Origin of the sequence: Sporomusa sp. (assembly GCF_035561255.1) — a bacterium.
In the GTDB taxonomy this organism is placed as follows: Bacteria; Bacillota; Negativicutes; order Sporomusales; family Sporomusaceae; genus Sporomusa.
This window is the reverse complement of the sequence record NZ_DATMXX010000422.1, coordinates 1-18308: the sequence shown is the minus strand read 5'-3', so window position 1 is coordinate 18308 and position 18308 is coordinate 1. Positions and strand designations below refer to the sequence as shown.

Here is an 18308-nt window from a genome sequence, read left to right as displayed (position 1 = left end):
GCTCTTATGCGGGCGACTTCCTATTATGAAAAAGATTCATATTATAAAAGTGAAGATTTTATCGCCCCCATGATTCTACCCTCGTATTTTAAAACAATAGCCAAGTTTGATGTTCTGCGGACTCTTTTAAAGAAAGCACTGTTTAAAGTCCCGGGAATATATGAGTACGTCATTTCACGCACTAAATTTATTGACGAGATATTCAGTGATGTTACTACGGGCATTGAACAGGTACTGATATTTGGGGCTGGCTTTGATTCCCGGGCTATTCGATTTAAAAATGAATTAAAGAATGCAAATGTTTTTGAACTTGACGCCCCGGTAACCCAGCAAGCAAAAATAAGTATGTTTACTAAAAAAAGCATCCGATTCACATCGAATTTAACTTTTATTGCCATTGATTTTACTAAAGAGTCACTCGCAGAGAAATTAAATGAAGCCGGGTTTCAAAACAATCGCCGATGTCTTTTTCTCCTCGAAGGCCTAACCTATTATCTTACTCCAGAAGCTATTGAGAGTACATTTAGTCTTATAAGCAATTATTCAGCACAAGGCAGTCTGCTTGTTTTTGATTACGCCTCTGTTTCGAATGGTAGACAAGAGACTATTGATAATGATACAAAAAAACACTACCAATCCCTTGACAAAGCCGGTGAGAGACCTGGCTTTATGCTTGAAGGGCAGATCCAGGATTTTTTAGCACAGTATGAATTTGAGTTAAAGGAGGAAGTAGATTCTATTCAACTAGCAAAAAAATATTTTGACAAAGCGGATTTTGAGCCGGCAGCCCAAAAGTTTAGGATTGTAAAGGCAATTAAGAGAATATGATAGCTATGCGATATCCGGCATAACAATTCTATTTTACATATATCACTACTTCATATAAAATTGAAATAGAATCAAGCAAAACTGACGGAGGTAAGCGAAGATGGAAGTGAAAAGATTTGGCACAAAAATTATAATTAGGTGTGACAGAGCAGACGAGATCGTTGAAACAATTAAAAAAGTTGCTAATGAAAACAATATTAAGCTAGCAAGTGTCACCGGTATTGGGGCTGTAAATAAAGCAACTATTGGGCTATTTGATCCCAATACGAAGGAGTACCATTCAACGCAAATCACAAAAGATATGGAGATTACTGGACTTGTCGGGAACATCACCCGAATGGATGGCGAAGTTTATTTACATACGCATATTACCCTCACCGATAGCTCCTACAACGCTTTTGGCGGGCATTTGACTGCTGCATGGGTAAGCTGCACCGCTGAGATTATTGTTGATATAATCGACGGAGAAGTTGGCCGGTGCTTTAATGATGAAATTGGGCTAAACTTGCTTAAATTCGAATAAAAATAGTGAGAAAAAAGAGGACCAAACCCTGAAAAGTCAGGGTTTGGTCCTCTTTGCTATAGGTCCTAAACGGGCATCCGTTGGCCGGAAACCGGTTTGCGATATAAAAACCATTGTTGAATAATCTGGACAAGATTGCTTACCACCCAGTACAAACCGAGTCCTGCTGGAAAACGCATTGTCATGTAACCAATAAAACAAGGCATAACTAGCAGCATTAATTTGTTTTGACTGGAGTCAGCCATGGTTTGTTGAGTTGAAACATAGGTAGTGAGCATTGCAAGGACTGGGAGGATATAAAATGGATCACTGCCTGCCAGGTTTTTTATCCAGAGAAAATTCGGTTGGCTGACATAACTGAAGTTTCTTATCATATAAAATATGCCAGTCAAAAAAGGCATTTGAATCAGCAGCGGCAAGCAACCAGCCAGCGGATTAACACCTGCATTCTTATACAATTTAGAGATTTCTTCCTGTTGTTTTAACTTGTTATTCTTATGCTTTTCCTGCAATTTCTTTAGCTGAGGACCTAGCTCTTTCATCATGCGCATGGATTTTACCTGTTTGATTGTTAAAGGTAAAAGCAGCATCTTGATAGATACTGTCAGTAATATAATTGCTACTCCATAGTTTGGAAATCCAAACTTGCTGGTAAGATGATAAAAAAAAGACAACGCTATTTGCATTAAGTGACTAAAATAGCCAAACAACAAGAGCACTTCCTTCACGACAATAAATTTACGCAGAATCACAGGCATTGCTGTAACAATAGATGACTTCTCTCGCGTAATGTAGAATAGTGTATTCAACAACCAATACGTAGTTCCCTTTAAATTAATTTGTTATATAAATACATATTATTCTTTAGCGAAATAGTCGCAGCCCCAGCGGTAAAAGGCAATAAAAGCCCTAGACAGTAAGAACGTTATTGTTAACGTGTAAAAGGTGGTAAACCAACTCCATTCAATATATTTTATAAGCTCTGTATATACTTCAATCGGATATTCTATCGCTGTCATACCCGCGCTGAACAATAACGCATAAAGAATTATGGACAAGAGGTTTTTATCTCTTGTAACCTGGTTATACCACACACACAGAACGGGGAATACCCATAATTCAAACAGTATGCATGTATTGTAATAATGAGGTAGCAGCCGGACCGGATAGTCAATGAGTTTCAGATTAACAACCGGACTTCCCCAGGCAAAATCAATAAGACCTTTGAATAGTAGAACAACGATCCAGTCCCGGAAATACCGCCAATCTATAACGAAAATTAACACCAATAACGTAAGCACTGCTGCTATTATGGTAATTATTATTTCCGGGGTAAGATTCATTATTAGATCCTCTCCATAAGCCGATTTGCTAATTCCGCTCAGCTAATTAAAAATTAGCCATTTTACCAACACCTTAACCGCTTTTGTATCGACTAATAATAGACTTCCCTACTTCAGAAAATTTAAAACTTGATTTTTCGAGACCGACCTAACATATTTTCCTCATAATATTATAGGCTAGTTCAATAGCCTATTCCTTTATCAGTTTCGAGTTCATCATTAGCATACTCTGCTGGTTATATAAAGTTTCAAATCTTTAATAAAGGCAAAAACTGCTGCTTCTTTAGTAGCCCAAGAGGTGACAAGGCGGATGGCGGAATGTTCGGCATCGACATCTGTCCAAATATAAAATGAATACTTCTCCTGGAGTTTTTCTATCAGCCAGTTTGGCAAGACCGGAAATAGCTGATTTGTAGGAGAATGTGTCAGGAATTGATACCCCTCATTGCTTAGTGCATTTTTCAACAAATTAGCCATTGCATTAGCATGTTTCGCCAGGACGAAGTACAGATTGTCTCTGAAAAGTTCCTGGAACTGGATACCAAGAATACTGCCTTTCGCCATCAATGCCCCTTTTTGCTTCATATGAAAACGAAAATCTTCTTTGAGCAAATCACTGCAGATAACAAGCGCTTCTCCCAGTAGAGCGCCGTTCTTGGTTCCGCCGATATAGAAGGCATCTGCAAGGACACCTAAATCGGATAATTGCAGGTCATTTTCTTCAGAGCATAGTGCAGACCCTAACCGCGCACCGTCAATATATAAATATAGGTTCTTTTGTTTGCAAAACCGGCTTATTTGTTCCAACTCACTCTTGGTGTAAATTGAGCCAATTTCGGTTGGATTCGAGATATAAACAAGCTTTGGTTTTACCATATGCTCATCAATATGCGTGTCAAGAGCAACCTTGATATCGGTAGTGTTAATTTTTCCATTTCCTACCTCGATGGAGATGATTTTGTGACCAGTGGCCTCAATAGCTCCGGTCTCGTGAACCAGAATATGTCCGGTATTAGGTGCAATGATGGCTTCATGTGGCCTTAAAAACGCAGACAGGGCGGTCAAATTTGTTTGCGTACCGCCAGAGAACAGGTGAATATCAATGTCACAAAGCCCGATTTTTTGTTTTAAGAGTTCAACGGCCTTTTTTGTATAACGATCCTGTCCATAACCCTCGCTTTGCTCTAGGTTAGCATCCACCAACGCATTTAATATTCTCGGATGGGCTCCCTCACTGTAGTCATTTTTAAAACTATACACTGTTATGCGCCTCCTCTAACTATTTACCTTCTGATATTTGTGCGATATAATGATATATTTTGTACCTTATGTTGCCAATAGTCAAGGGGATAGGACTTTGGAGAAGTTGAATAATTAACAGTTCTTAAGGGCAGTGGGTGATAATCAGAATCCTGTTAAATTTTGTACAAATTGGCAGGTCTTTTTTCGGTATACGGGAATTATTTAAGTAAGTTGCTTATTATAGCGTAAAAACAAGAGAATTGAGGGCAAAAGAACATGAAAACTATTGGTTTGATTGGTGGATTAAGCTGGGAATCATCGGCTGTCTATTATCGCATAATCAACGAGTTAGTTAGAGATAAGGCAGGCGGTACCCATTCAGCAAAGAGCATAATGTACTCTGTTGATTTCGGGGAGTTTGAGAAGCTTCAGCATCAGGGTGATTGGGAAAAGCTTACTGAGCTAATGATTGACGCAGGGATGCGCTTGAAAAACGGTGGTGCAGATTTTATAGTCATCTGCACGAATACCATGCATAAAATGGCAGAAGCGGTTGAAAGCCAGGTAGGTATTCCTGTATTGCACATTGCAGATGCTGCTGCGGATGAAGTCAAGAAAAGGGGGCTGCGTAAGGTGGCTCTACTAGGAACAAAATTTACCATGGAACAAGATTTTTATAAAGGCCGCTTAGCCCAGAAACATGGTATTGAGGTGGTTATACCAGATGTAGATGAGCGTGAAGTGATTCATTCGGTTATTTACCATGAGCTGGTTTTGGGTAAAATCCTGGAATCGTCGCGTCAGTCGTTTGTAAAAATCATTGATCATATGAATAGCCTTGGCGCAGAAGGTGTTGTATTAGGCTGCACGGAAATCCCCCTGCTAATTAGACAAAAAGATTGCATCGTGCCAATTTTTGATACCACACAAATACATGCTACAGCGGCAGTTGAATTTGCATTAAGATAGTGATGAGTTTCTCCGCAAAGATTACTGGCGATTAAAATGAAACCGTCGTTACACTTGTTTGATATACAAGCGTAACGACGGTTTGCTTATGATATTAACCTGTAGAAAAAAATGTTAATTGAAGCTATCCTTATTATGATCTCAACGCTTTGTAGATCAAAGGTGGGGTCTTTTTTACGGCATCTTTTAGTCAGCATTTATAATCAAGCCAAACTCGTCAAATAATCCTTTGATTCCAGCATCGGTTACACGGACAGCACGGCCATCAGGAAAGTTTTCTATCCATTTAAGTTCAAATAACCGTTTTGTAAGGGAGGCTCCTAAGCTTCCAGCTAAATGATACCGCCGTTCGCTCCAATCCAAACATTGACGGGCAAAACAACGACGACTCTTAGGGCTTTTTTCGACAGCTACTCCAAAATTGTGTAATCTTGTCTTGCCTTCTGCACTTAATATAAACTCTGACCCTGATTTCTCTATCAAATTCAGTTCGAGGAGCCTGTCTGTCAGGGCAACGCCGATTTTACCTGCTAGATGGTCATAGCAAGTACGTGCAAATTGCAAGGCGTGCAATTGCGTTGATTCCCTGAGTGAACGGACTGGTTTTGGTGGTGAAATGATTTGAAGTGCCTCCAATGCATGGCCAACCTCACTGCTTGCGAGTCGGAAATATTTATGTCGGCCGAAAGATTCTTGCATGAGCAGACCACCTTTTACCATTTTAGCAAGGTGGGTACTGGCCGTCTGGGGGGATATTCGAGCAGACCGGGCCAAGTCGCCTGCAGGTAAAGTTTTTCCTCCAAGTAAACTAATAAGCATTGCGGCACGTGATGGATCACCGATAAGAGCGGCCACCTCAGCAAGATTAGGGTTTGAATTCATATTTACTCAACCTCCAGACATTACATTTATACTTCGATGATAACCGAATTATTGCCATGTTACAATACCACTAGAGGCAAAAGGATAAGAAAAAAATACTTTAAAAGAGGTGCCGTACTGTATGCATAACGCTACTAGACAACATGGAAAAATCGACCAACAGCAACCTGGATTTTCTGCGATACGCATTCGCACTATTGCTGGTAATTTGACGAGTGATCAGTTTCATAAATTAGCAGAGCTGTCTGTTAAATATGGCCGGGGGCAGCTGCACATTACGACTCGTCAGTCAGTAGAGATACATTGGGTGCAGGAAAACCAATTGGATTTAGTTTTTAAAGAGATACATGATTTTGGCTTACTGCTTGCGGTTCGCGGGGCAAGGGTATTGACCGTTATTGCTTGCCCGGGTATTAGACTTTGTAAGCGGGGAATTGGCGATACAATCATGCTGACTACTCAGCTGAATGATTTAATAGTAGGACAGGAGTTGGCAGGCAAAACGAAAATCGCTGTCAGTGGTTGTCCAAGTTCGTGTGCAAAACCTCAAATAAATGATATTGGACTTCACGGCGTTGCTATCCCGGCAGTGACTAGTGGCTGTGTTGGCTGCAACTGCTGTATACAGGGGTGTAAAGTTGCAGCAATGGAGGTCCGGGGTTTTATGCCACATATTGATATGAATAAGTGTGTTGGGTGTGGAACATGTGTGAAGAATTGCCCCCAGCAGGCGTTACGTGCCGAAAAGCAGGGATATGCAGTGTATGTTGGGGGCAAAATCGGAAAACAACCGATGCTAGGTACCAGAATTTTTGCAGTTATTCCTGAACAGGAAGCTATTTCTTACGTTCAGGCAATACTGGATGTTTATAAACGGCTGGGCTTGAAGGGCGAGCGAATTGGTGATGTAATAGACCGCATTGGGGTAGCTGCTTTTCAACAAGAAATATCTATGACAAAGTCTTCTGTAACATTGCCTTGATGTCTGTACTGCATAAATAACAATACATCCGGCACACTAATGGTATCATTTAACAGTCACAACCGCTAAATAATATTGATGCCATAGGAGGTGCTAGGAATATGCAGCAGGATCAAGGCAATTCACCCGCTCCCGGTGATAATAAAAAAATCCGGCAGATGGAGAGCTATAGTTCCGATCATAAAGATCAAAAACTGACAACCAATATGGGTGTGAAAATTTCCAATACCGACGACTCGCTTAAGGCCGGAGTGCGGGGACCCACTTTAATGGAAGATTTTCATTTTCGGGAGAAAATCACCCACTTTGACCATGAACGTATACCGGAGCGGGTGGTTCATGCCCGTGGTTTCGGGGCGCATGGCTTTTTTCAGGTTTATGAGCCGATGGCGGAATATACCAAAGCCAAGTTCTTGCAGGATACCTCTGTCAAGACACCGGTTTTTGTCCGATTCTCCACTGTAGCAGGCTCACGTGGTTCGGCTGATACGGTGCGTGATGTGCGGGGATTTGCGACAAAATTCTATACCGAGGATGGTAACTACGACCTTGTTGGGAACAATATTCCGGTATTTTTCATTCAGGATGCCATCAAATTTCCTGATGTCATTCATGCTGTTAAGCCTGAACCACATAATGAAGTACCGCAGGCAACAACGGCGCACGATACTTTTTGGGATTTTGTCGTAAACACTCCGGAAACCGTGCATATGGTCATGTGGGTGATGTCGGACAGGGCGATTCCCCGCAGTTTCCGCATGATGGAAGGCTTTGGTGTTAATACATATCGCTTTGTCAATGCGCAAGGACGGGCCCGTTTTGTAAAATTCCATTGGAAACCTTTGCTGGGGGTGCACTCGCTGGTTCGTGACGAAGCCCAAAAGCTGTCAGGAAAGGATCCTGATTTCCATCGGCGGGACCTGTGGGATGCCATTGACCAGGGGAATTATCCTGAGTTCGAATTTGGTGTACAAATGCTGGATGAGGACCAGGAATTCGATTTCGATTTTGATATTCTTGATCCCACTAAATTTTGGCCTGAAGAGTTAGTACCGGTAAAGATCATTGGTAAAATGACCTTAAACCGTAATGTAGACAACTTTTTTGCGGAAACTGAACAAGTGGCTTTTTGTCCAGGTAATATCGTCCCGGGAATTGATTTTAGCAATGATCCGTTGTTGCAGGGGCGCCTATTCTCTTATCAGGACACGCAGCTTATCCGCCTGGGCGGGCCGAATTTTCATGAAATCCCGGTTAACCGTCCTGTTGTCCCCATTCATAACAACCAGCGCGACGGTTATCACCGCATGACTGTGGATAAAGGGGTTACCAGCTATTCCCCTAATGCACTGCAACAGAATTCTCCGGTTCCTGCTCCGGTAGAGGAGAGTTATGTTCATTACGCCGAAAAGATCGATGCACGTAAAATCCGTGCGCGCAGTGACAGCTTCCAGGATTTTTACAGTCAGGCCACACTTTTTTGGAACAGCATGTCGACCCCGGAGAAGGAACACATTATCGATGCCTTCCATTTTGAGGTAGGCAGTGTCAAGGATAAAACGCTTAAACAGCGTGTTGTGGATCTGTTTAACCAGGTTGCTCCGGAACTTGCCAGACAGATTGCTCTTGGCATCGGCGCAACCCCGCCGGTGGAGCAGGGCGGAACGGGGGTGGCCGCAGCCTCTGCCGCAGTCAGCCAGGCAAATACGAAAAAGACTCCCAGGACAAGAAAGGTTGCAGTGCTTGCGGAAAATGGTTTTTGCTATCCTGCTGTCATGCAGGTTTTAAACGTGCTCACAAATGCCGGGGTTAGTGCAGATATCGTTAGCAGCCGTATGGGGATGCTCGCCAGTGCTGAGGGCAATCCACTGGAAGCAGCGAAAGATTTTACAACAGCACATGCCGTTTTGTACGATGCAGTTTATGTACCCGGCGGGGCCAAGAGTATTGAGAACTTATCAAAAACACCGGATGCACGCGATTTTATCAATGAGGCGTTTAAACATGCCAAAACGATCGCTGCTGCCAATGAAGGCGTGGATTTACTCCGGGCCTCTGATGCGGGGCGTGTACAGCTTGCTCCGCCGGATAGTACCGGGCAACTGAGCAATGGGCTTGGTGTGGTAACCATCCGCAATGCTACTGACTGGCGCAGCTTTGGTGAGGCATTCATTAACTCTGTTGCCCTGCACCGGCATTGGGCACGTCCATAGACTGGGAAAACATAAAAGAACGCACATTTGCAATTTAAATGTGCGTTCTTGAACAATTATCCAACTTTACATCCAGTCATAGCGATAGGAACCGCAAGACTATCATGAGCCTCTTCGTTGTTTTCAATGTTTGGACAAAGTAGCCAAGCAATATTCTCATCCTCATGGATAAAGGATAGTTGCAGGTTATTCTGACAATACTCGCAGTGGATATTAATTTTCGACCCAACCTGTGCCATATACAGCGGATATCCGTAAAGCGAATAGTAAAGCTGGTCAATATATTTCTTAGCCTCATCATAAGATGAAAAGTGCTTATAATTATTACTTAAACTATCCAGGCAGTTCCAGGCTGCCCATATACCTCCAGCTAGCTCTGTGACGTACCATTTGATATTAGATTTTGAATAAAGAATCTTAGAATGTTCCAGCAGGTCGGCATAACTGGCGAATCCAAGATTCTGTGGATATTGATGCATTTTTACCAACCTCCGGATTTGCGTTTTAGGTGACTTTAATTTGTGACGCAAACTATCCGGAAAGTCGGAAAGGAGCGCTCATCATCGGTACGACACTACGCCACAAGACGGACATCAGTATAAGCTCCAACAACACTATTACAGAGCGTTCCAGGTTGCAACAGGTGTGTAGCCAGATATTTACCATCCCACTTTTACCCAGTGTGATTGTACACGGCATGGTCTCATCCTCCTTCCTCTAATAGTTGGATACATTATAATATAAAGAACTAAATAAATGAAGTATTTATGTATTGACTCTAATAATTATACATGTATACATTACAATGGCTTGTGATTAAATACAAAATGATGAGCCATTTCTAAGTGCAAAATCTAACTGCCGTATCTTATCAATATCTTCGTTTATATCGTAAATGCTTTCCCAATCTTTTTCTCATTACCGCATATACCTTACTCTGATGTCTAAAAAGCATTGTAAAAGGCTTCTGAGGAAAATACCTTAGAAGCCTTGATTTATACGCCAGATTGTCTGCTTATGGCAGTGCATTTTTATGCAAGCGGTGTGTTCTCAGTATGCAACCTACGATAAATTAGTTCAACCGGGATGAATTAAAAAAGCTTGATCGACGGTTTTAATAAAAGCACGTAGTGCTGGTGAAAGCCATGCTTTTGTGATAGATAAGCAACCAACTGCTTAATAGACTTAACTTCGGCAGAAAACTGCTGTCGTGTAAAGGGGCTTATGGGCTTCTAAAAAATATGATAAACTTTTTTAATGCCAAGTAGTTGACATTTCAACTACTTGGCATTAAAATTTAAGTAGTTGAAATGTCAACTACTTAAATGGAGGGTTTCTATGACTAAGCTAAAAAATGAGATTCTTCGCGAAGTGGGTATGCTTGCCCGCAGTATTCAGTCGATTAGTGATATTCGGTTTCGGGAATTTAAACTGCAGAGAGGTCAGTTTATTTTTCTGACGCGCATTTGCGAGCATCCGGGTATTAATCTGATTGATCTCTCCAATATTCTTAAAGTGGATAAGGCTACAACAACTAAGGCGATACAAAAGTTAATAGAAGAGAATTATGTATTGCGGGAACGTGATAGTGTAGACAAAAGGATGTGGCATTTATTTCCTACTCTAAAAGCTAAGGAAATTTATTCTTTTATCATTCAAGATGAAAACCGGAATCTCGAAGTCTGTCTTAAAGGTTTTACGCTAGAAGAAAGACACACTGTACATCAATTATTAAAAAAGATGTGCGAGAATATTGAGCAGGATTGGAAAGAGTTAAAATCATACAAAGAAGAGCATTAGTGAGTAATGGGAAAGGTCTACAAGGAGGCGTACACAAATTGGAAGAAATCATTATACGAGATTTTTCTCCAGCGTATCAAGAGGATGTTATTAATTTAATTCTCAATATTCAACGCAATGAGTTTGATATTCCTATAAGCAAAGAAGATCAACCAGATTTAAGTGATATCCCCAACTTCTATCAATCAGGATGCGGTAATTTTTGGGTAGCTCTTGATAATAACCAGGTTGTTGGAACGATTGCGCTGATAGATATTGGGAACCATCAAGTGGCATTAAGAAAAATGTTTGTAGAAGCTGATTATAGAGGGAGACGCTATAATATAGCAGAACTGTTGCTAGTTTCATGTATGTCATGGGCAAGTAAGCATGACATACATGAAATTTACCTGGGAACCACCGAAAAATTTCTGGCGGCACATCGCTTTTATGAGAAAAACCGGTTTGTTCAAATAGCTAGTGAGCTATTACCAAATACATTTCCAATTATGAAAGTAGATACCAGATTTTACAAGATTACACTAAAGTAACAATCAGAGGATGGAATGGATTTTGGTGATAACGAATAAAACCAGCTTTGTGCTGGTTTTATTCGTTATCTAAGAGGTCTGTGCTTTGTACCCCAATCGGCCATGAACTGCAAAATCGGGATTAATGTTTTTCCTTTCTCAGTTAAGGAGTATTCCACTTTGGGCGGGATCTGCTGATACTCTTTTCGATGAATCAATTGTTCTGCTTCTAGTTCTTTGAGTTGTTGACTTAGCATTTTATGGGTGATAGCGGCGATACTTTTTTTTATCTGTCCGTATCGTTGCACCCCATTTTGAAATAATATAGCTAATATAATCCACTTCCATTTACCGCCAACAACAGATAAGGTATATGCGACCGACTTATCACATTCACTCATTGAGCAATTAGTCATACTGCTCTCCTTTTAGATAGTATCTACCTTCTAAGTGCGTACTTGCCTTCTGGTTAAGATCATATACAATTAAATAAAGGAAATCAAGTAAAATAAGGTGGAGGTATACAGTACATGAAAATAATCGCGTTTAACGGAAGCCCGAGAAAGAAATGGAATACTGCAACTCTCCTGAATAAAGCATTGGAAGGTGCGGTTACGCAAGGTGCAGAGACCGAACTGATTCATCTTTATGATCTTAATTACAAAGGCTGTATTAGCTGTTTCGCCTGCAAAACGAAAGGGGGCAAAAGTTACGGTAAGTGTCCCATACAGGATGATCTGGCACCTGTTTTCAAAAAAGTTGAGGAAGCGGACGCAATCATCCTGGGCTCACCTATTTATCTTGGCAGGGTTACAGGGGAGATGGGGGCATTTATGGATCGATTAATATTTCAATATTCGGTTTACTCCAACCCGCCACAATCTCTGTTTCCTAAGAAGATTCCAACAGGGATTATTTATACAATGAATGCTACCGAAGAACAGGTAAAAGAACTTGGTTATTCGCAGCAGTTTGCTATAATCGAAAATATGCTGGGGCGCATATTCGGAGAAGCAGAGACGCTCAGTAGTTTGGATACATATCAGTTTGATGATTATTCAAAAATGGTAGCCCCCCGGTTTGACCCTGAGAAGAAAGCCCAGAGACGTAAAGAAGAATTCCCGGAGGACTGTAAGAAAGCGTTTGCGATGGGAGCAAGGTTTGCCAAACAAGGTATAGGGATTAACCAGTAATATAGATAAAGGAGACTAAAAATATGAAAACCTTGTTTGATGAAACGACCATCAACCCGATGAAGTTGAAAAACCGGATTATACGTTCGGCAACTTGGGAAGGCCTGGCAGGCAGCGACGGACATTTAACAGACAGATTGTTTAAAGTATATGAGACACTGGCCCAAGGCGGCGTTGGTTTAATAATAACCGGGGGCACTTATTTTACGCCAGATTCCACAACACTGCCGGGAATGCCAGGTATTTATTCTGATTCACTTATTGACGACTATCGTAGATTTACAAACATGGTTCATGGAAGCGGATGCCCGATTATTATGCAGCTTGCTTATAGCGGCAAGGGTGGAGAGATGTGGACACCAGCGTCACCCACACGTAATGACATAAAATTAATTGTAAAAGCATTCGGGGAAGGGGCCGATAGAGCCAAAGCGGCTGGTTTTGACGGGGTGCAAATCCATGCGGCGCATGGTTATTTCTTGAGCCAATTTCTCGACCCGCAGAAAAATATCCGGCAGGATGAATACGGTGGTGTTATTGAAAATCGGGCCAGAATAATTCTGGAGATATATGATGAAATTAGAAATAAAACAGGAAGCGATTTCAATATCTTTATAAAAATTAACGGGACCGATGCTGGCGATGAGGTGGCGGGGTTTAATTCTTGTAGGTATACCTGTCTAGAATTAGCCAGCAGGGGCATTAACGCCATTGAGATTAGTGGTGGCGCTGATGAATTAAAGAACTGCATGAATCATCCGTACCCGGAATCGATTTTCAGGAATTATGCTGCCCGTATCGCAGCAGAGGTCAAGGTGCCGATTATATTAGTAGGATTTAATAGGACCCCTGCGGTTATGGAAGAGATACTAAATACGTCTGCTATTGAATATTTCTCTCTTTCCCGGCCTTTACTCAGGGAACCAAATCTTGTAAATAAATGGCGGAACGATAGTAATAGCGAAGCTGAATGCATATCCTGCAATGCGTGTTTTAGAACAGATGGCAATATGTGTGTATTTGTATAATATAGTGTCTTGGTAGTGCAGAAAAGACTTGCGTAATCGTAACCTGAAAAAACAGGGGGCAGTGGTAGTGTCTTGAGATTTCAACAAGACACTACCACCGTCCCCTCGTCTGCTTTTTGCTGATAATAAATTCTTGCTAACATGTAAATTATAATTAGGTCAGAACGCCAAAGGAGGCGAAAGAAAACTGTGATTGCAGAAAGTCAGCGTACAACGCTTGTGGCAGGACTGTTATTGGCAATGTTTTTTTCTTCGTTAAACCAGACTGTAGTTGGAACTGCTATGCCGAGAATTATTGGTGAGCTTGGCGGGTTGAGCATTATGACCTGGGTAACTACGGCTTATATGTTAACATCGACAACCGTAGTGCCGATAGCCGGTAAACTTGCAGACCTTTATGGACGCCGTGTAGTCTATATTACCGGGCTGATAGTATTTATGCTGGGCTCTGCTCTTTGCGGGACTAGTAATAATATGCCGGAATTGATTATCTATCGGGCGTTACAGGGGATTGGCGGTGGGATCATGATGCCTTTAGCCATGACGATTGTGGGAGATATTTTTCCTCCCGAGGAACGTGGGAAATGGCAAGGGATTATGGGGGCCATATTTGGCCTGGCTTCAGTAATTGGCCCAACAATTGGGGGGTGGATTGTTGATTACTCATCATGGAATTGGGTATTCTACATAAATTTACCTATTGGTATTTTAGCAACAATTACGATATATCTTGGGTTAAAAAATGAAACGATACTGACTGATAAGGTAGTTATTGATTACGCAGGCTCAATCACACTGATTACTGGAACTGTAGGGTTACTGTTAGGCTTAAATCTCGGCGGTACGGAATACCCATGGTTATCATGGCAGATTCTTGGGTTGATGGGAATATCGCTGATATCCTGGGTATTATTTATTAATATCGAAAATAAGGCTATAGAGCCGGTATTAAGTCTTGATTTATTTAAGAACAGGATTTTTACGGTTTCTAATATTGTTGGATTCTTAATGGGCTTAGGCATGTTTGGTTCGACAATGTTTTTACCCTTGTTTTTTCAAGGTGTGCTGGGCATAAGCGCAACCAGTTCAGGTAACACCATGTTACCGATGATGATCTCGATGATGCTCACAAGTGTTGTCGTTGGCCGTTTTGCCACTAAAGTTTCCTTTCGGTCGATGTATATAGCCGGGATGGCGTTAATGGCTCTTGCTTTTTTTCTGTTGAGTACGATGGCTGTGACTACGACACAGTTTACAGCGATGATATATATCTTTATCCTGGGGGCTGGCATCGGCACAGTAACACCTATCCTTACCCTTGCAGTGCAGAGTGCTTTTGGGCCGGAGCAGCGCGGGGTGGCAACCTCAGCAACTCAATTTTTCCGCAGTATTGGCGGAACTATGGGGATTACGATACTTGGGGCAATCTTCAATGGCCATTCAGTCAACGTGATGCAACAAGAATTTTTCCCAGTCATTCAGAATATACCATTGGCGGCGACCGGCTCTATGGCAGATATGCTGACAAGAGCTCAAGCTGATCCCCGTAGTTTATTTAATATTTTGCTCAGCCCGGAGGCTCTGCATATGATGACAGCTAATATGCAACAGCTTTTGCTGCCGGCGCTTAAAACGGCGCTGGCGGATTCACTCCATATCGTCTTTTGGGTTGCCATGATTGTCTCAATTGCCGGTATCCTTGTCAGCCTTCTAATGGGGCGAGCGAAGCTTAACAACAGAGCCGACAGGCCGATTGCCGAGCAAGCAGGTGTAACCTTATATGCTGATGGATTGGCTGCTGAGATCGAGTTAGCGGCTGAGCTCGTCCCTGACCTTATTGATGGAGATCAGCCCAAACAGAAAAAGTGACCAGGCGTGTGGCGACTCATTCCCATGATGGAATTACGGCAATAAAAGGAAGGATAATATGGATAAAAAACAACGGAGTTTTTCCGCATGGTATCTTATTATAGCCATTCTGTCAACTTGGCTTTTTAACGATCTTGTATATAAGCCATTCATTCTTCGTGAAACCGAAGTAAGTTATAATGTTTTTCTTCAGAATTTAAATGAGAACAAGGTTAATGAGGTTATTTTGAATGGTGATCGTATTGTCTTTACATTAAAAGCTACGGATACGCAAAAAGAAACTGTAGCGAATGTTGTGGCAGTCAGTGATCCTGAGTTGATTGATCGTCTGGTTGCTTCCGGGGTAGCTTTTTCTGCTCAGGCTCCAACGAAAAGTTTGCTTTCAACCCTGTTAGGGTGGGTTTTGCCCCTGTTACCGTTACTCTTAATCTGGTATTTCATTTTTAACCGGATGGGCGGGGGTGGTCCGAGCGCCATGTCCCTGGGGAAAAGTAAGGCTCATGAGATTCAGGGGGAAATGATTGGGATTAAATTCAGTGATGTCGGTGGGGTTGGCGAGGCGGAAATTGAACTGCGGGAAATCATTGAATACCTGAAATATCCAGAGAAGTTTAGTCAAATGGGGGCAAGGCTGCCTAAAGGGGTGCTGCTTGCCGGCTCACCTGGGACAGGCAAGACACTTCTCGCTAAAGCGACAGCTGGCGAGGCGGGCGTTCCATTCTTTTTTCTTACAGGTTCAAGTTTTGTGGAAATGTTTGTCGGGGTGGGAGCCGCAAGGGTGCGCGATCTGTTCGAGCAGGCGCAAAAAAAGGCTCCCTGTATTATCTTTATTGACGAAATTGATGCCATTGGACAAGCCCGTACAAGTATCGGACGGATGGGGGGCAACAGCGAGCAGGAAAATACACTTAATCAGTTGCTGGCAGAAATGGACGGATTTCAGGCCAATTCCGGTGTAGTCATTATGGCGGCTACCAATCGCCCGGAAATTCTGGATGCTGCATTGATACGGCCAGGGCGCTTTGACCGGCAAATTCAGGTAAACTTACCGACTGAACCTGGTCGTCTTGAAATTCTTACAATTCACACCCGCAGCATGCCTCTGGACAGTGACGTAAATCTTGATCGCCTTGCTAAGATAACAGCCGGTTTCTCAGGCGCTGAACTGGCCAATATTGCCAATGAAGCCTCCCTGTTAGCCATTCGGCAACAATCTAAAACGATTTCTATGGCTGATTTTGACCTGGCTATTGAACGGGTTGTAGCCGGACTGCAGCGGAAAACGCCCCTTTCTGATAATGTCCGGACTAAGGTTTCTTATCATGAGGTTGGCCATGCCCTTACTGCTTATTACCTCCCCGGTACTGATCCGGTTCACAAAATCAGTATTATCCCTACAGCCAAGGGGGCATTAGGCTATACCATGCAGATGCCGGAGGAAGACCGCTATATTATTGGAGAAAATGAGCTTAAGGCCCGCATGGCCGTTATGCTTGGTGGAAGAGCGGCCGAACTTATTATCTTTGATGAAGGCTCTACGGGTGCGTCAAATGACCTTGAACGGGCAACTGAAATGGCGCGACGCATGGTTACTGAGTTCGGGATGTCCCCCAAGTTAGGACCGGTTCGTTATGCTAATACTACCGGGACCTACCTAAGAAGCGGGACCTCAGGCCGGGAGGATTTGAGTCCTGCGACTATATCGTATATTGATGAAGAAATTCATCGATTGTTAAATGAAGCACAAAATACAGCTAAGCAGATTTTAACAGAGCATATTGATGTTTTACACGAAGTTGCAAAGTTTCTAAAAGATAAAGAGGTAATTTCAGGAGATCAGCTTACCAGTATTGTAAATTCAAGGTCTTAATAATGAAGTCAGTTAATTTGTAATTCCAGCGATACATTTTGCCAAAGCACTACGAAATGCAGCATGGCTGTCAGTGGTACCTAATAAAGGCTGATAGCCTATATCCTTAGCGGCTTTATCCCAGCTAAGGCACCAGGTTTCGTTGAGAAACGCAGGGCCGTTCCAGTCTTGAGCGTCTATCAACTGCAGCCGTGATGTTGATTGTGTTAAATGGATAATTGTCTGGCCGATTTCTTCCCAGGATAAAAACAGACTGCCAATATTGTAGGTGTTGCCGACAGCTGCCGGTCTGGTAGCAGCCAGTTCAACGGCTGCCCCTAAGTCATTCATACTAACAAAGACCCCCCCGGCACCGGCCACCATTTGTAAGGGCTGGCCGGTGAGGGCCAGTTTTACTAGTTCACGCAGATGTTTCCCCCCGATAGTATCGCCAAAGGCCCACCAAAAACGAAATACAGTAACAGGCAGGTTTTGCTGGCGGCCAAGGGCCAGACCTAACTGCTCGGCACAAAGCTTAGCAACTGCATATAACGGCTTGCGTGCGTGCTCTGGCCGGCAAAAATATTCTTCATCAACAAGCCCGGCGGGAGGCGTACCATAAACGCTGGCAGTGCTTGTATAGATAAATCGTTTTACACTTGTGGCTGCACAGGCGTTTAGCAAATTAATTTGTCCGATCATATCATTACTGAATAAAACCTCCGGTTTGTCACTAAAACTCCAGGCTAAATTTACAACAACATCACTGCCGTCAACGATATCCTTGAGTAAAGCTAAATCCATAAGATCTGCTGTATAGGCAGTAACATTGTTTTTTGCCCGGGCAAAGGGTGCGCCATTTTTATCGAGTATTACTAATGTATGGCCTTGTCGGCTGAGATACTCTGTGAGGTTTTTTCCTACATCACCAGCTCTGCCTGCTAAAAGAATTCTCATAATCTGATCTCCCTTATAAGTCGTTATGAATATCAACTTATAATCACTTTACCATCACGAGGTAATTTTAGGGAGACTATCTTATATTTTGTAAATAAGAATAATAAATATCATGTGGACG

At 42.4% G+C, this 18308-nt stretch carries 18 protein-coding genes; 11 read left to right on the top strand and 7 right to left on the bottom strand.

The genetic code is table 11. The annotated features are described in order from the left end of the window. On the top strand, nucleotides 1-828 hold an 828-nt coding region (locus VN379_RS24655), incomplete at its 5' end, for an SAM-dependent methyltransferase (protein ID WP_325538782.1). 100 nt (nucleotides 829-928) lie between these two features. Beyond that, nucleotides 929-1351 carry a PPC domain-containing DNA-binding protein gene (locus tag VN379_RS24650; protein ID WP_325538781.1) on the top strand — a complete coding sequence of 141 codons (423 nt, stop codon included), beginning with the start codon at nucleotides 929-931 and terminating at the stop codon, nucleotides 1349-1351. Nucleotides 1352-1416: 65 nt separating this feature from the next. On the opposite strand, the gene VN379_RS24645 is transcribed toward VN379_RS24650, so the two are convergent. From VN379_RS24645 to VN379_RS24635, 3 genes are all read right to left on the bottom strand, one after another. After that, nucleotides 1417-2037, bottom strand: a complete 621-nt coding sequence (locus VN379_RS24645; RefSeq protein ID WP_325538783.1) for a YidC/Oxa1 family membrane protein insertase — start codon at nucleotides 2035-2037, stop codon at nucleotides 1417-1419. Between the two features lie 171 nt (nucleotides 2038-2208). Then, nucleotides 2209-2694 (bottom strand): CBO0543 family protein, encoded by a 486-nt coding sequence (locus VN379_RS24640; protein WP_325538780.1) that lies wholly within the window; start codon nucleotides 2692-2694, stop codon nucleotides 2209-2211. Nucleotides 2695-2913: 219 nt separating this feature from the next. After that, nucleotides 2914-3954, bottom strand: a complete 1041-nt coding sequence (locus VN379_RS24635) for a threonine aldolase family protein (RefSeq protein ID WP_325538779.1) — start codon at nucleotides 3952-3954, stop codon at nucleotides 2914-2916. A 258-nt stretch (nucleotides 3955-4212) separates the two neighbouring features. Here VN379_RS24635 and VN379_RS24630 point away from each other — a divergent pair, with 258 nt between their 5' ends. Continuing rightward, complete coding sequence (locus tag VN379_RS24630) at nucleotides 4213-4905, top strand: aspartate/glutamate racemase family protein (protein ID WP_325538778.1); 693 nt, start codon at nucleotides 4213-4215, stop codon at nucleotides 4903-4905. A 186-nt stretch (nucleotides 4906-5091) separates the two neighbouring features. Here the strand turns inward: VN379_RS24630 and VN379_RS24625 are convergent, their stop codons facing one another. Next, nucleotides 5092-5787 (bottom strand): winged helix-turn-helix domain-containing protein, encoded by a 696-nt coding sequence (locus VN379_RS24625; RefSeq protein ID WP_325538777.1) that lies wholly within the window; start codon nucleotides 5785-5787, stop codon nucleotides 5092-5094. A 121-nt stretch (nucleotides 5788-5908) separates the two neighbouring features. Between VN379_RS24625 and VN379_RS24620 the strand changes: the two genes are divergently transcribed. Beyond that, nucleotides 5909-6769, top strand: coding sequence for a 4Fe-4S binding protein (locus VN379_RS24620; RefSeq protein WP_325538776.1), 861 nt, complete (start codon nucleotides 5909-5911; stop codon nucleotides 6767-6769). 101 nt (nucleotides 6770-6870) lie between these two features. Further along, the gene (locus VN379_RS24615) at nucleotides 6871-8982 is read left to right on the top strand and encodes a catalase (protein WP_325538775.1); all 2112 of its coding nucleotides are present in this window, start codon (nucleotides 6871-6873) and stop codon (nucleotides 8980-8982) included. 56 nt (nucleotides 8983-9038) lie between these two features. Here VN379_RS24615 and VN379_RS24610 read toward each other — a convergent pair whose 3' ends face one another. After that, on the bottom strand, nucleotides 9039-9461 hold the full coding sequence (locus tag VN379_RS24610) for a hypothetical protein (protein WP_325538774.1): 423 nt from the start codon (nucleotides 9459-9461) through the stop codon (nucleotides 9039-9041). Between the two features lie 859 nt (nucleotides 9462-10320). Between VN379_RS24610 and VN379_RS24605 the strand changes: the two genes are divergently transcribed. Both VN379_RS24605 and VN379_RS24600 read left to right on the top strand, forming a co-directional pair. Continuing rightward, on the top strand, nucleotides 10321-10782 hold the full coding sequence (locus tag VN379_RS24605; RefSeq protein ID WP_325538773.1) for a MarR family winged helix-turn-helix transcriptional regulator: 462 nt from the start codon (nucleotides 10321-10323) through the stop codon (nucleotides 10780-10782). A gap of 38 nt (nucleotides 10783-10820) precedes the next feature. Continuing rightward, the gene (locus tag VN379_RS24600) at nucleotides 10821-11312 is read left to right on the top strand and encodes a GNAT family N-acetyltransferase (protein WP_325538772.1); all 492 of its coding nucleotides are present in this window, start codon (nucleotides 10821-10823) and stop codon (nucleotides 11310-11312) included. Nucleotides 11313-11377: 65 nt separating this feature from the next. Here the strand turns inward: VN379_RS24600 and VN379_RS24595 are convergent, their stop codons facing one another. Further along, nucleotides 11378-11707 carry a helix-turn-helix domain-containing protein gene (locus VN379_RS24595; RefSeq protein WP_325538771.1) on the bottom strand — a complete coding sequence of 110 codons (330 nt, stop codon included), beginning with the start codon at nucleotides 11705-11707 and terminating at the stop codon, nucleotides 11378-11380. 114 nt (nucleotides 11708-11821) lie between these two features. Here VN379_RS24595 and VN379_RS24590 point away from each other — a divergent pair, with 114 nt between their 5' ends. The 4 genes from VN379_RS24590 to ftsH all read left to right on the top strand — a co-directional run bounded on the left by VN379_RS24590 (nucleotide 11822) and on the right by ftsH (nucleotide 17251). Further along, nucleotides 11822-12484, top strand: a complete 663-nt coding sequence (locus tag VN379_RS24590; protein ID WP_325538770.1) for a flavodoxin family protein — start codon at nucleotides 11822-11824, stop codon at nucleotides 12482-12484. A gap of 23 nt (nucleotides 12485-12507) precedes the next feature. Further along, nucleotides 12508-13512: an NADH:flavin oxidoreductase gene (locus VN379_RS24585; protein WP_325538769.1), complete on the top strand. Its 1005-nt coding sequence runs from the start codon at nucleotides 12508-12510 to the stop codon at nucleotides 13510-13512. A 189-nt stretch (nucleotides 13513-13701) separates the two neighbouring features. After that, nucleotides 13702-15381 carry an MDR family MFS transporter gene (locus tag VN379_RS24580; RefSeq protein ID WP_325538768.1) on the top strand — a complete coding sequence of 560 codons (1680 nt, stop codon included), beginning with the start codon at nucleotides 13702-13704 and terminating at the stop codon, nucleotides 15379-15381. Nucleotides 15382-15439: 58 nt separating this feature from the next. Next, nucleotides 15440-17251, top strand: coding sequence for an ATP-dependent zinc metalloprotease FtsH (ftsH, locus tag VN379_RS24575; RefSeq protein ID WP_325538767.1), 1812 nt, complete (start codon nucleotides 15440-15442; stop codon nucleotides 17249-17251). A 12-nt stretch (nucleotides 17252-17263) separates the two neighbouring features. Here ftsH and VN379_RS24570 read toward each other — a convergent pair whose 3' ends face one another. Then, a complete protein-coding gene (locus VN379_RS24570; RefSeq protein WP_325538766.1) occupies nucleotides 17264-18187 on the bottom strand; it encodes an NAD(P)-dependent oxidoreductase in 924 nt (307 codons plus the stop codon). Nucleotides 18188-18308: the final 121 nt, after the last annotated feature.